General features: G+C 68.3%; 12 protein-coding genes. 3 read left to right on the forward strand and 9 right to left on the reverse strand.

Annotated features, from left to right (window positions below; genetic code table 11):
* Positions 1–14 precede the first annotated feature (14 nt).
* A complete protein-coding gene (locus FHD67_RS04540) occupies positions 15–1,430 on the forward strand; it encodes a M20 family metallopeptidase (RefSeq protein WP_139597967.1) in 1,416 nt (471 codons plus the stop codon).
* Between the two features lie 334 nt (positions 1,431–1,764).
* On the opposite strand, the gene FHD67_RS04545 is transcribed toward FHD67_RS04540, so the two are convergent.
* Positions 1,765–2,874 (reverse strand): ParB/RepB/Spo0J family partition protein, encoded by a 1,110-nt coding sequence (locus tag FHD67_RS04545; protein WP_139597968.1) that lies wholly within the window; start codon positions 2,872–2,874, stop codon positions 1,765–1,767.
* Positions 2,852–4,258 carry an AAA family ATPase gene (locus FHD67_RS04550; RefSeq protein WP_045981848.1) on the reverse strand — a complete coding sequence of 469 codons (1,407 nt, stop codon included), beginning with the start codon at positions 4,256–4,258 and terminating at the stop codon, positions 2,852–2,854. The genes FHD67_RS04545 and FHD67_RS04550 overlap by 23 nt, the downstream gene beginning before the upstream one ends.
* A 518-nt stretch (positions 4,259–4,776) precedes the next feature.
* Here FHD67_RS04550 and FHD67_RS04555 point away from each other — a divergent pair.
* Positions 4,777–5,943 carry a replication initiation protein gene (locus FHD67_RS04555; RefSeq protein WP_139597969.1) on the forward strand — a complete coding sequence of 389 codons (1,167 nt, stop codon included), beginning with the start codon at positions 4,777–4,779 and terminating at the stop codon, positions 5,941–5,943.
* Here FHD67_RS04555 and FHD67_RS04560 read toward each other — a convergent pair.
* From FHD67_RS04560 to FHD67_RS04590, 7 genes are all read right to left on the reverse strand, one after another.
* Complete coding sequence (locus tag FHD67_RS04560) at positions 5,940–7,013, reverse strand: Fic family protein (RefSeq protein ID WP_139597970.1); 1,074 nt, start codon at positions 7,011–7,013, stop codon at positions 5,940–5,942. The two genes, FHD67_RS04555 and FHD67_RS04560, sit on opposite strands and share 4 nt — an antisense overlap.
* Before the next feature lie 69 nt (positions 7,014–7,082).
* The gene (gene uxuA / locus FHD67_RS04565; protein WP_139597971.1) at positions 7,083–8,300 is read right to left on the reverse strand and encodes a mannonate dehydratase; all 1,218 of its coding nucleotides are present in this window, start codon (positions 8,298–8,300) and stop codon (positions 7,083–7,085) included.
* Complete coding sequence (locus FHD67_RS04570) at positions 8,297–9,370, reverse strand: L-idonate 5-dehydrogenase (protein ID WP_139597972.1); 1,074 nt, start codon at positions 9,368–9,370, stop codon at positions 8,297–8,299. The genes uxuA and FHD67_RS04570 overlap by 4 nt, the downstream gene beginning before the upstream one ends.
* A 10-nt stretch (positions 9,371–9,380) precedes the next feature.
* Entirely contained in the window at positions 9,381–10,658 is a 1,278-nt protein-coding gene (locus FHD67_RS04575) for a TRAP transporter large permease (protein ID WP_045981853.1), read from the reverse strand.
* Positions 10,658–11,158 (reverse strand): TRAP transporter small permease, encoded by a 501-nt coding sequence (locus FHD67_RS04580; protein WP_139597973.1) that lies wholly within the window; start codon positions 11,156–11,158, stop codon positions 10,658–10,660. The genes FHD67_RS04575 and FHD67_RS04580 overlap by 1 nt, the downstream gene beginning before the upstream one ends.
* Before the next feature lie 51 nt (positions 11,159–11,209).
* Positions 11,210–12,175 carry a TRAP transporter substrate-binding protein gene (locus FHD67_RS04585; protein ID WP_139597974.1) on the reverse strand — a complete coding sequence of 322 codons (966 nt, stop codon included), beginning with the start codon at positions 12,173–12,175 and terminating at the stop codon, positions 11,210–11,212.
* Positions 12,176–12,212: 37 nt separating this feature from the next.
* Entirely contained in the window at positions 12,213–12,905 is a 693-nt protein-coding gene (locus FHD67_RS04590; protein WP_139597975.1) for a GntR family transcriptional regulator, read from the reverse strand.
* A 118-nt stretch (positions 12,906–13,023) separates the two neighbouring features.
* Here FHD67_RS04590 and map point away from each other — a divergent pair, with 118 nt between their 5' ends.
* On the forward strand, positions 13,024–13,773 hold the full coding sequence (gene map, locus FHD67_RS04595) for a type I methionyl aminopeptidase (protein ID WP_139597976.1): 750 nt from the start codon (positions 13,024–13,026) through the stop codon (positions 13,771–13,773).
* Positions 13,774–13,842: the final 69 nt, after the last annotated feature.

Genomic DNA, 13,842 nt, shown 5'->3' on the forward strand with positions numbered 1-13,842 from the left:
AAAGGAAAGACCCCATGCGAAACGACAACCCCCTCTGGCCGCTGGTCGATGCCCGCGCCGCCCAGTTCACCGGCCTGGCCGATGCCGTGTTCGACACGCCCGAACTGGCCTATGGCGAGGTCAAATCCTGCGCCGCCCACACCCAGATGCTGCGCGATCAGGGCTTCCGCGTGACCGAAAACCTGGCCGGCATCCCGACCGCCGTCATGGGAGAGGCGGGCACGGGCGGCCCGGTCATCGCCATCCTGGGCGAATACGACGCCCTGCCCGGCCTGTCCCAGGAACCCGGCCTGGCCGAGCCGCGCCAGATCGCCGATCACGGCTTCGGCCATGGCTGCGGCCACAACCTGCTGGGCTCGGCCGCGCTGTCGGCGGCCACCGCCGTCAAGGACTGGCTGGAGGCCAACGGCGTGCCCGGCCGCGTCCGCTACTACGGCTGCCCGGCCGAGGAAGGCGGCGCCGCCAAGACCTACATGGTCCGCGACGGCCTGTTCGACGACGTCGACATCGCCATCACCTGGCATCCGGCCAGCTTCAACGCCGTCGACGACATGCGGTCCCTGGCCAACACGCGCATCGATTTCACCTTCCACGGCAAGGCCGCCCACGCGGCGGGCGCGCCGGAGCTGGGCCGGTCGGCCTTGGACGCGGTCGAGCTGATGAACATCGGCATCAACTACATGCGCGAACACATGCCCGACGCGGCGCGGGTCCATTACGCCTATCTGGACGCCGGCGGCATCGCGCCCAACGTCGTCCAGGCCAAGGCGACCGTGCGCCAGCTGATCCGCAGCCCGGACCTTGCAGGCCTGTCGTCCTTGGTCGACCGCGTGCGCAAGATCGCCGACGGGGCGGCGCTGATGTCGGGCACCACCGTGACCTCGCGCGTGTTCTCGGCCGTGTCCAACCTGACCGAGAACCTGCCCCTGTCCCGCGCCATGCAGGCCCAGTTCGAGGCCCTGGGCCCCGTCCCCTTCGACGCGGATGACACGGCCTTCGCCACCGCCATCCGCGAAAGCCTGTCGCGCGAGGACATCGCCGACACGTTCAAGCGGCTGGCAATGAAGCCCGACTACGACCTGCCGCTGTGCGATTTCATCGCCCCCCTGGACCGGCCCTTCATGGGCGGCATGGGTTCGACCGACGTGGGCGATGTCAGCTGGGCGGTGCCCACCGTCCAGGCCCGCGTCGCCACCTGTGCGGTGGGCACCGCGCTCCACAGCTGGCAGCAGACCGCCCAAGGCAAGGCCCCCGCCGCGCACAAGGGCATGCTGCACGCCGCCAAGGTCATGGCCGCGACCGCCCATGCCGCGCTTACCGACCCGGCGCTGATCCAGGCGGCCAAGGCCGCCCATGCCGACCACCTGGCCCAGCACCCCTATCGCTGCCCCATCCCGCCCGAGACCCGCCCCCCGGTCGAGGGCCTCTGACGCCAACCGCCGCCTCAGAACCGGCGGCGGCAGCGACCCGTCATAATCTTTACCCCGCCGGTTCCCGACCAGCGGGGTGAAGGCACGCGTGAGTAAGGGTTGAAGCACCGTGGCCGGTGAACGCGGCGAATGACACTGTTCGCTCTGCGTCACGACACCGTGCCGTCGAAATGGGCCCCGTCACCGATAATTCAGCGCGTTTACAACGCCCTAGGGACACAACCCCGCGGCGACCTGAAGTCTTGCCCGTAAGTGCCCACAGCGCCGCTGCCGTACCCCCCTGCCCTACTGCCATCGCCCGAATTTCCGGCCGGCCGGTTTCGCCACGAAACCGTCAGCGCTCCAGCAGCGCCCGTATCTCCAGCATCAGGCTGTCCACCAGTTCGGTGGTCAGGGCAGCCCCCTCCAGGCGCAGCAAGTGCCCCCTGCTGTCGCTGGACCGCCGTATCGTCACCCCACTAGATGTCCGCAGGGTCTTGTCGTCCAGCCAGCCATGGGCCGTCGCAGGGCGCTTGGGGCGCCCTCCCCGTCCCGGGTCGCGGACCCCCTGATCCTGCTGCCGGATCACCGGTTCGATCACCGCCCATTCCGCATCCGCATCCTCGGGGGCCGCATGGGACAGGGCCTGGCGAACCTGGCTCTCGGCCCCCTGCCGCAGTGCGGTCGCCAGCTGCAGCCCGCGACGCTCGGTCAGCTGCTCGGGGAATTGCAACATGTCGCCAAGTTCTTCAAATATAAGGGAAAAAGACCGAATCTTGGACCGTTTTGCCTTCGATCCGCTGCCGAACAGCTTGTCGACGGCATCTTCGGTATTGGCAAAGGCACCATGGTTTGCCGCGATGACCGCGATACGCCCCCGCTCGAAATGGCTCAGGTTCTCGCGGACCTCGTTCTCCTCGATCATCTGGACAAAGGCGTTGCCCGCATCGGCGCGGGGCCGGACGATCGCCCGGATGGTCGCGTACTTGTCCGCCTGCGTCAGGTCGCGCAGCCCCCGCGTGGCCAGCAGCCGGCGATAGCCCGACAGAAGGCCATAGCGCTGCCCCGCCCTGCCCTCCTGCTCCAGCGCAAAGACCTCGATCGGCAGCCGCAGCCCGTGCGAGGCGATCGACTGGCGCAGCTCCAGCATCTCGGCCTCGCCCATGGTCATGCGGTCGCGGATCATCGCGTCCTCGTCGATCTGCTCCAGCGGCAGGTCAACCATCAGCAGGCCGCTGTCCTGCGCCGCATGCAGACGCGCGGCGTCGGCCTCGGCACGGGCACGCGCTGCACGACTGTCCGCCCCGTCGGGCTGGAATTGGGACGCGCTTTCGGCCGCAACCTGGGCGATCGGCGCGATGCCCCGGACCGAGGCGGCGCGGTCAAAGGTTTCGCTGCGAAACTCCGCCTCGATGCGGGTCAGGTCATCGGTGCTGGGGGCTTCAAGACGTCTGCGCTTGACCATCGGTCTGCTCCTGTTCCTGCTTTTCCATCTGAAGATCGCGCCACCAGGCCCCCAGGATCAGCTCCTTCACCTCGGCCCAGGTGCGGTCGAACGTCTCGCGGCCGCGGACATAGGTGTCGCGATTGAACTCTCGGTAATCGGCCTCGTAGATGCCATTCACCTGTTCCCCGGCCTGGCCCACCATCGCGGTCAGCTCCTGACGATAGGTCGTCATGAAGTCGCCGAAATAGGCCTGGATCACGTTGGCCAGGTCGGTCTGCTGACCGGCCTCGAAACGGGTGATGATGGCGCGGACCGCGTCCCATTCGAACCGCATCTCGGGCAGTCCGTCGCGGCGGCGGGCGGTATTCTCTCCATCCTCGACGCTGGCGAAGGTCGAATAGAGCATGTCGAAGAACCGGCCCGTCGAATCGAACTCCAGGAAGGTCGCGCCCAAGGGCACCAGCAGGATGTCGGCGGCCGCCAGCGCGTTGATCGTCAGGTAGCCAAGGGCAGGGGGCGTGTCGATGATGATGATGTCATAGTCGTCCACGACCCCGTCATGGGTCAGCCCGTTCGACAGCGCGTCCCACAGCGGCCAGCCGCGCAGACCCATCCGCCAGACAGGCACCTGGAATTCGGCCCAGTACAGGTTCAGCTGCGCGCCCAGAAGGTCGATATTGGGCCAGTGGGTCTTCTGGATCAGGTCGCGGGCGCCGATCTTCAGCGCCTCGGTCAGGGTCTCGTCGAAGGGCAGGGGGGGTTGGCCGCGGGCCTCGCGGACGCGGTTCTCGTCCTGCAGGGCAAGGGCATAGTCCTTGGCCAGCAGGGGGAAGGCCGTGGACCATTCGTCCGTCACCTGCCCACCCATGATCGAGGTCATGCTGCCCTGGCTGTCCAGGTCGATCACCAGCACCTTGTAGCCGTCCAGCGCCGCCGACATGGCCAGATGCGCCGCGGTCGAGGTCTTGCCCACGCCGCCCTTGAAGTTCGCCACCGCCAGCACCTTGGCCGGCAGGCCCTCGGGGCGCCAAGGGCGGTATTCGCGGTCGGCGGCCCCCTCCTGGGCAAAGTGGTCGCGCAGGCGCAGGACGTCGTCCAAGGTGAACCACTTGGAGTTGCCCTCACCGACGCCCTGGGGCAGGTCGGGGTTCTTGCGCAGCACGCGGCGGAAATGGGCGGTCGCGACCGGGATCAGATAGCGGCAGATCTCCCAAGTGGAAAAGCGGCGCAGGCGCTTGCGTCCGTCGGGGGCATAGCCGCGCTCTGCCAGGTCCTGCCGTCCACGGGCGGCGAAGGCCGCGGCCTTGGCGAATCGGGCGGTGCCGATCGGCTCTGACAGGCGCTTGGCGGCACGGGCGGGGTCTATGCTGAAATAAGGGGGAAGCGGCTCTTTGCCTGACATCTCGTTCCTGCTGCGATGTATCGTGTTCCGAGGCGTACTGCACTTTCTATCGCACATCATCCGTTGGTTGGGAACAAAATTGCCCGGTTTCGCCGCGAAACCCTTCTCAAATCAGAAAAAGCACCCTTCTAAAGCTTGTATCTTGTTTAGAGATTTTAGAGTCTTTGCGATAAGGAAATATCGTACTTTCAGTGAGCTAAAGTCAGTTCAGGACCCATATGCGGGACGAGGGGGACCCTTATCCGGGATGACGGGTGCCCGGGAACAGGGGGAGGGGCGCCGATTCTCGGGTTGAGGGGTGCCGAGGAACGGGAGGGGCCTGTTTGGGGCAGAAAAAGCCCACGGGGCACGGTTTGCCAGGGGTGTCCGTCCCGGAAACGGGTGCCTTAGTGCGACGCCTGCGATGCAAGGTGCCCGTCTTCGGGATCGCGACAGTCGCGGCAAGGGTGCCTGAAAGGCTGTTGCCGCAGGGTGCCTTTTGCGGCAGCATGGGGATAGGCAGGACAATGGCAGACCTCATGGACGACATCCCCCGCGACCAGCTGTCCGGCGCGCTCAGGCGCGGTGCGGTCAAGAAGCATGTGGCGGCGATCCACGTGTCGGGCAAGCTGACGCTGCTGCAGCGCAAGCTGTCCAACGTGCTGCTGCTGAACGCCTATGACACGCTGATGTCGAGGCCCAGCCACCAGATCGACGCGCGGACCCTGTGCCTGATGATCGGGTACAACAGCAACGACATGGACACGCTGAAGCAGTCGCTGCGCGGGCTGGTCGAGACCGTGGCGGAATGGGACATGCTGGATGACAAGGGGCGTCAGGAATGGGGCGTGTCCAGCCTGCTGAGCTATGCCAAGCTGAAAGGCGGGATCTGCGAATACGCCTATTCCCCGGCCCTGGCCGAGAAGCTGCACGACCCCAAGGTCTTTGCGCTGATCAACCTGAACATGCAGCGGCGGTTCACCTCCGGGCATGCGCTGGCGCTGTACGAGAACTGCTATCGCTTCGTGCGGACCGGCTCGACGGGGTGGTGGCCGCTGGATCTGTTCCGGCGGCTGATGGGGGTCGAGGGGTCGGCCTATTACGAGGTGTTCAAGCAGCTGAACGCCAAGATCATCAAGCCCGCCGTGACCGAGGTGAACAAGACCTCGAACATCATCCTGACGCCCGAGACCAAGAAGCAGGGCAGGGCGGTCACCCATATCCGGTTCCTGATCACCGAGAACCCGCAGCTGGCGATCCTGGACATGGACGACGGCGAGGGGGCGCGGCATGGCGCCGTCTATGGCCGGCTGCGCGCGCTTGGGGTCAGCGACCGGCTGGCGCGGCAATGGCTGTCGGCGCATGGCGAGGAGGTCGTGTCGGCCAAGCTGGATTACGTCGAGGCGCGGCGGAACGTGGTCAGCACGGTGGGCTATCTCAGCGCCGCGCTGGACGGTGATTTCGGCACGCCCGACCCGGTGACGGTCGAACCGCCCAACCCGCAGGCCGAACGGCTGCGCCGCATCCTGGAGGTGATCCGCCAGCGTACCCCCACGCAGCGCGACGCCGACCGGCGGCTGTTCCTAAGCCAGCTGACCGACCGCGCCGCGCGCGCCGATTTCGAGCGCCACGGCTGGATGTCGCCCCTGAACGCGGCCCGGATCGGGGCGTTCTGGGAGGACATGTCGCCGGGCCTGTTCGGCTAGGCCATCACCAGAAGATAGCGGGTCGACCGGCCGCCTTCGGGGCCGCGGCGCAGGATTCCGGCAGCCTCCAGGTCGGTCAGGTCGCGCGTCGCGGTCGCGGCGGACACGCCCGCGATGCGCCCGTAGGGGGCGGCCGAGATGCCCTGGGCCACGCGGGCCGGGCCTTCGGCGAACAGGCGGCGCAGCACGCGTTCGGCGCGCGGCGGGGGGCGGTGGCGCAGGAAGAAGGCGTTGCGCGCCACCAGGAAGCGGGCGTCCGTGACCGCATCGTCGACCCCCGCGATCAGCCGGTCCAGGAACCACATCACGAAGGGCGTGGCGTCGATCGCCGGGCCCACCACCTGCCGCCCGGCCTGCAGCGCCGCGTAATAGCCGCGCTTGTCGGCCTCGATCTGGCGCGACAGCGAGAAGGGCAGGGCGGCCCCGTCGCGGGCGAAGACATGTTCGACCAGCGCCCGGCCAAGCCGCCCGTTGCCGTCCGAGAAGGGGTGGATGGATTCGAACCACAGATGCGCCAGCGCCGCGCGGATCGGCGCGGGGCGGTCGTCGGTCTGCAGGGCTGTCAGAAAATCGTCCATCATCGCGGGGACGCGGTCGGCAGGGGGCGCGGCATAGAGGACCTCGTCCCGGCCGGCGGTCGCGCTGCGGGTGATGACCATGGCAAAGCGACGCCAGCGGCCCTTGTCCTCAACCTCTAGCCCGTGGAACAGCAGGCGGTGCCAGTGCCACAGGGTGGGCGTGTCCAAGGGCGGTCCGCCCGCGCGGGCCTGCAGCATCAGGTCGGCGATGGCGTCGCTGCGCCGCACGGGTTCGGCGCCCCGATGCGCCATCGAGGCCACGACCGAGGCCTGGACCTGGGCCGCGGGCAGGCTGGCCCCCTCGATCGCGAAGGAGGACACGGCCTCGGTCGTGACCGCGCGCAGGAAGGCCTCGCGCCGTTCGTCGGGGGTCAGGGCGTGGTGCAGGCCGGTGATGGCGCCGAGGCGTGCGGAAAACGCCGCCAGCCGCCCTTCGGTCAGGGACGGGTCGTGGCGGAAATTGGGCCAGGCAGGGCTTTCCCAGATCTGCATGAGGGGATTATGGTGGTTATTCGCATCATGACAAGGCGTTTCATGATGCGAATAACCCGCCCAATCGCCTCAGCCGCGCTGCGCCACCAGCGGATGGGACAGCGCGGTCTCGATTCCGCGCAGTTCGGCCAGGCCCTTGAGGCGGCCGATGGCGGGATAGCCGGGCTGCGCCTTGCGGGACTGGTCGTCCAGGATGTCCTGGCCGTGATCGGGGCGGAAGGGGATCTGCCAGTCGTCGCGGCCCTGTGCACGGCGGCGGCTCTCCTCCGCCAGGATGGCGGCGATCATCGCGACCATGTCGGTGTTGCCCTCCAGATGCGCGGCCTCGTGGAAGGACCCGCCCAGATGGGTCTCCTCCAGCGCGACGTTGCGCAGATGCAGGAAATGCACCCGGTCGCCCAAGCGCGCCATCATGCCCGGCAGGTCGTTGTCGGCGCGCGCGCCGAGCGATCCGGTGCACAGCGTGATGCCGTTGGCAGACAGGTCCACCGCATCCATGACGGCGCGATAGTCAGCCTCGGTCGACATGATGCGGGGCAGGCCCAGCAGCGGGAACGGCGGATCGTCGGGGTGGCAGCACAGGCGCATGCCCAGCTCCTGCGCCAGGGGCGTCACCTCGGCCAGGAAATCGACCAGATGGGCGCGCAGGCGGTCGGGGCTGATGTCGTCATAGCGCGCCAGATGGTCCTTGACGTCGTCCAGGGTCATGCGTTCGGCGGCGCCCGGCAGGCCGAAGACCACGTTGCCGGTCAGCTGTTCGCGCCGGTCGTCCGACATGGTGGCCAGCCGCGCGCGGGCAGTTTCGGCGATCTGCGGGGCATAGTCGTCGGCCGCGCCGCGGCGCTGCAGGATGAACAGGTCGAAGGCCGCGAAATCGATCGCGTCATAGCGCATGCAGGTCGCGCCGTTGGGCAGCCGATAGACCAGGTCGGTCCGCGTCCAGTCCAGGATCGGCATGAAGTTGTAGCAGATGACCCGCAGGCCCGCCGCGTGCAGGTTGCGCATCGAGGTCTTCCACGCCTCGACATGGGCCCGCCAGTCGCCGGTCTGGCGCTTGATGTCCTCGGATACGGGCAGGCTCTCGACGACCTCCCATGCCAGGCCCGAGGGCGCGCCGTCGCGCATCACGGCCAGCTGGGCCTGGCGGTCCGCGATCTGGTCGGGCTGCCAGACCTGTCCGGTGGGGACGTGGTGCAGGGCGGTCACGACGCCCTGGACGCCCGCCTGCAGCATGTCGTCGACGGACACCAGGTCCTTGGGTCCGAACCAGCGCCAGGTCTGTCTCATGATTTGGTCTCTTCTTCAGCAAAGGAAAGTTGCACCTTGACCGACCGGGCGCGGTCGGCGGCGGTCCGGAACGCCGTTTCGGCGTCGCTCATCGGAAAGGTGGCGGTGATGATCGGGCGGGGATCGATGGCGCCGGTGCCGATCAGCCCCACCGCATCGGCGAATTCCGTGTCGAACCGATGAGAGCCCGCGAACAGGATCTCCTTGCCGACCATCAGGTTCAGGGGCAGGGGCGTGGGCCCCGCGACGCCGACCTGGACCAGCGCGCCAAGCGGGCGCAGGCAGGCCACCGCGTCGCGGATGGCCGATGCCGCCGCCGAACATTCGAAGACCAGATCGACGCGGCCCTTGTCCTGTTGCCATTCCGCCAGGCCATCGGGGTCGGCCACGGGGTTCACCGCATGGTCGGCGCCCATCCGGCGCGCGACGGCCAGGGTGGCGTCCTGGATGTCTGTCACGATGATCGTCGCGGCCCCGCGCAGGCGGGCCACCGCCACGCAGAGCGCGCCGATCGGCCCCGCGCCCGTGACCAGGACGGTCTTGCCCGCCAGGGGGCCGGCGATCGCCTCGGCGCGGTTGGCGGCGTGCAGGCACACGGCCAGCGGTTCGGCGCAGGCGGCGGCGCCGGGGGTGACGGTGTCGGGCAGGGGGTGGCACTGCGCGGCGCCGATGGTGATGCCGTCGCGGAACATTCCCTGTTCGTGGGGCAGATACATCGCCGAGCCCTTGAACCGCATCGCCATGCAGTGATGCGGCAGCCCGGCCTTGCAGAAATCGCAGGTCCCGCAGGGATGCGAGGGGTTCATCGCGACCAGCTGGCCCACCCGCAGGTGGGTGACGTCGGAGCCCACGGCCCTGATCCGGCCGGCGGCCTCGTGGCCCAGGATGATCGGTTCGCGCACGCGGATCGTGCCGATGCCGCCCTCCTGCCAGTAATGCAGGTCCGATCCGCAGATGCCGCCCGCCAGGACGGCGACGCGGACCTGCCCCCGGTCGGGGGCGGGCAGATCGGTGGCGGCGATGGACAGGTCGTCCTGGCCGTTCAGGCGGACGCATCGGGTCTGGGTCATGGTGACCTCCTTACGGCATCAGGCGGTTGGGCAGCCAGGTGGACAGCGGCGGGAAATAGCTGACCATCAGCAGCATGATCAGGTTGGTGACGATATAGGGCGTGATCGCCCGGATCACCGGCGACAGCGGCAGGCGCGCGATGTTGGCGGCCACGAACAGGCACACCCCCACCGGCGGCGTGGTCAGCCCGATCATCAGGTTCATCACCGCGAAGACCGCAAAGTGCAGCGGGTCGATGCCCACGGCCAGGGCCAGCGTCTGCAGCGGCACGAACAGGATGATCAGCGCCGCGATGGTCTCCATGAACATGCCGACGAACAGCAGAAGCAGGTTGATCAGCAGGATCACCACGAACTTGTTGTCGGTGATGGACAGCACCCCGTCGGCCAGCATCTGCGGGATGCGTTCCGACACCAGGATCCAGCCGAAGACGTTGGCCGTGCCCACCAGCACCAGGATGCCCGCCGAGCTGATGGCGCTGTTGGTGATGATGCGCGGGATCGCGCGCCAGGGCAGTTCGCGATAGATGAACAGGCCCACCAGCATCGCATAGAGACAGGCCACGATGGCGGTTTCGGTGGGCGTGGTGATGCCCGTCAGAAGGCCGCCCACGATCAGCGCGGTCATGGCGATGGCCCAGATCGCCCCGGTGAACGAGGTGAACAGTTCGCGCAGCCCCTGCCAGGGTTCACGGGGAAAGCCGTGCTTGCGGGCCAGGATGACGGTCGTGATCATCATCGCCACACCCATGGCGATGCCCGGAATGGCCCCGCCCAGGAACAGCTTGCCCACCGACATGCCCGACAGCGATCCCACGATGATCATCGGCACGCTTGGCGGGATCATCGGGCCCACCGTCGACGACGCCGCGGTGACCGCGGCCGAGAACGCGCCGGGATAGCCCGCGCGCTTCATCCCGGGGATCATCATGCCGCCGACCGAGGCGACGTCCGCCACCGCGGTGCCCGAGATGCCGCCGAACAGCATGGAGGCCGCGATGTTGGCCTGGGCCAGCCCGCCGCGCATCCACCCGACCAGCGCATTGGCAAAGCGGATGATGCGTTCGGTGATGCCGCCCGAATTCATCAGGTTGCCCGCCAGGATGAAGCCGGGGATGCACAGCAGAACGAAGCTGTCCATGCCCGCATACATCTTTTGCGGGATCACCACCAAGGGGATGTCCGCGAACAGCAGATAGGCCATCGACGACAGGCCAAGCGTCACCGCCACCGGCAGGCCGATGGCCAGCCCCAGCACGAACACGCCCAGAAGCAGGGTCAGTCCCATCACAGGTCCTCCGATATGGGGATGGCGCGTCCGTCGTGGCGGCCGGTCAGCATCTCGAAGATGCGCATCAGCGCCCACAGGCCCAGGGTCACGAACAGGATCAGCATGGTGACATGCAGGAAATCCATCCGCCATCCCAGGGAGGGTGCGGTCTGGCGAAGGCCCACGCGGGTGTATTGCCACGCCGCTGCCAGAAGGCCACCGGCGAACAGCGCGGTCAGCACCGCGCTGACCAGCCGCAGACGCCACGGCCAGTGGCCCGGCAGGCTTTCGCACAGAAGGTCCACGTTCACCATGTCGCCGCTGCGCAGTGCCAGACCGGCGCCCAGGGCACCGATGTAGATCAGGCAGAACCGGGTCAGCTCCTCGGTCCAGACGGGGGCGGTGGACAGGAAGGTGCGCGCAAAGACCTGCAGCAGGACCGATGCCGACAAGAGCAGGAACGCCACGAGGATCAGAAGGCGGCACAGCCCCTCCAACCCCTTGAATGCCTGTGTCATGGGATGTCTCCGGGGGACGGGCGGGGCAGGGTGCGCCCCGCCGCCCTGCCATCAGTTGTTGAAGATCTGTTCGGCCAGCGGGCGGATGTCCGCGTCCACGGCACCGATCACCGCGTCTCGCGCGGCATCGGCGAAGGCCTGCTGGTCGACCTCGACGAAGGTCACGCCCGCGGCCTCCAGCTCGGCGACCAGCTCCTGCTCGTCGGTCAGGAACAGCTCGCGCTCAAAGGCCTGGGTGCTGTCGGCGGCGGCCTGCACGGCGGCCTGGTCGGCCTCGGACAGCTTGTTCCAGGCGTTCTCCGAGATGGTCAGATAGATCCAGGACCGGACATGCTCGGTCAGGTTCACGGTCTTCTGCACCTCGTAGAAGCCGCCGGACTGGAACAGCGCCAGCGGGTTCTCCTGCCCCTCGATCGTGCCGTTCTGCAGCGAGGTGAAGACCTCGGAGAAGGCCATCGGCGTCGGGTTCGCGCCAAGCGCCTGCCAGGCGGTCACGAACAGCGGCACGTTGGGCACCCGCAGCTTGAAGCCGTTCAGCTCGTCCGGGATGGTGATGGGGCGGTTGGCCGACAGGTTGCGCGGGCCGCGTGCGAAATAGGTCAGGGGGCGGATGTCGGCATTGGCGATGATCTCGGCCTCGATCTGGTCGCCGATCTCGCCCGAGGCGACCTCGTCCATGTGCTCCAGCGAGCGGTAGGCATAGGGCAGCGCCAGCAGCGCGGCCTTGGGCGCCCAGTTCTGCAGGCTTTCGCCGGTGATGGTCATGTCGGCCGTGCCCAGCTGCATGCCGTTGATGACGTCGATCTCCTTGCCCAGGGATTCGTTCGGAAAGATCTGGACCTCGACCCGGCCCTCGGTCCCGGCGGCGACCTCCTCGGCAAAATGCAGGGCGGCCTTGTGCCAAATGTTCTCCTCGTTGGCCAGGTGGCCCAGCTTCAGCGTGACGTCGGCGGCCATCGCGGTGCTGGTGGTCAGTGCGGCGGCCAGGGTGATGGCGATCATGCGGGTCGGTGTCATGGTGTCCTCCTCCAAGGATTGTCCGGCGGGGCCGGGATCAGGTGAAATAGTCGGGGCAGTCGGCCCGGATGACGGGCAGGTCGTCCAGGATGCCGCGCAGATGGGTGCGGATCGCCCCTTCGGCGCGCGGCGCATCGCCCGCCCGGATGCCCGCGACCAGCGCGCGATGCTGGTCGATCAGGCGGTCGACGGGAAAATGCCGGCTGGACAGGAACCGGACGCGGTCCATCTGAGCCTTCATCTCGACCACGACGCGCCAGGCGCTGGCCTTGCCCGCGCCTTCGGCCAAGGTGCGGTGGAACAGCTCGTCCGCGTCCATGAAATCGCGGGCCGATCCGCCGATCAGGTTCATCTGGCGGGTCAGCTGGGCGTCCAGGTCCGCGATCAGCGCGGGGTCCGGGTCGACGGCCAGCAGCTTGACGATGTCGGCCTCGATCGCCTCGCGCACGAAGCGCGCGTCCATCACCGCCGCAAGCGAGATGCGCGTTACGAAGGTCCCCCGCTGCGCGCGCACGTCCAGCAGGCCCTGACCCGCCAGCGCGATGAACGCCTCGCGCACCGGCTGGCGGCTGACGCCGTATTGCTGGGCGGTCTCGACCTCGGACAGGCGGGTGTCGGGGGGCAGGCTGTTGTCCATGATCGCCGCGCGCAACCGGTCGGCCAGCTGCGACGCCGCGTTCACGCGGGTCTGGGGCAGCGGCTCGGGGCGGGTGCGGAACGGCGTGGCCATGGTGGTCTCCTCGGTGGCGACCACTACACTATACTACCATACCAGTAAAGTGTCTTTTCGGGATGCTGGGTGTGGGCGCAGGCGCTATGCTGGACCGGCACCAAGGGCGGAGGGCGCGATGACGGTCACGAATCAGGCGGAGCTGGAGGGGTTGCAGGCCATCGGCCGGATCGTGGCCACGACCCTGCAGGCGATGGCCCGCGCGATGGAGCCGGGCATGACCACGCGTGAGCTGGACGGGATCGGCCGCGCCCTGCTGGAACGCGCGGGCGCCGTGCCTGCGCCCGAGGACAGCTATGGCTTTCCCGGTGCGACCTGCATCAGCGTCAACGAGGAGATCGCGCATGGTGTCCCCGGCGACCGGGTGATCGCCGCGGGCGATCTGGTCAACATCGACGTGTCGGCCTCCAAGGACGGGTTCTTTGCCGATACCGGGGCCAGCTTTGCCGTGGGCGCCGTGGCGCCCGCCATCGAGCGGCTGTGCCGCGACGGCCGGCGCGCGATGGAGGTCGGCATCGCGCAGGTGGGCGCCGACAGGCCGCTGGACGGGATCGGTAACGCCATCGGCCGCTTTGCCGCGGCGCGCGGCTATACGCTGATCCGCAACCTGGCCAGCCACGGCGTGGGCCGCGCCCTGCACGAGGCGCCCGAGGTCATCGCGACCTGGCCCACCAAGGGTGACCGCCGCCGCATCGACCGCGGCCTGGTGCTGACGGTCGAGCCGTTCCTGTCGCGCGGCGGTGTGCGCGCCGCCGAGGGGCGCGACGAATGGACCCTGTTCAGCCAGCCCCGCGCGCCCGTCGTGCAGTACGAACACACCGTCGTCGCCACCGAGCGCGGCGCGATCATCGTCACCCTGCCGCACTGAGCGTCCCCGACCGTTGCCCACGGATCGGGCAGTTCGCGCCAGCAGGACCCGGCGGGGGCGTGCGGGGCT

The organism is Paracoccus haeundaensis (assembly GCF_006239215.1).
GTDB lineage: Bacteria > Pseudomonadota > Alphaproteobacteria > Rhodobacterales > Rhodobacteraceae > Paracoccus > Paracoccus marcusii.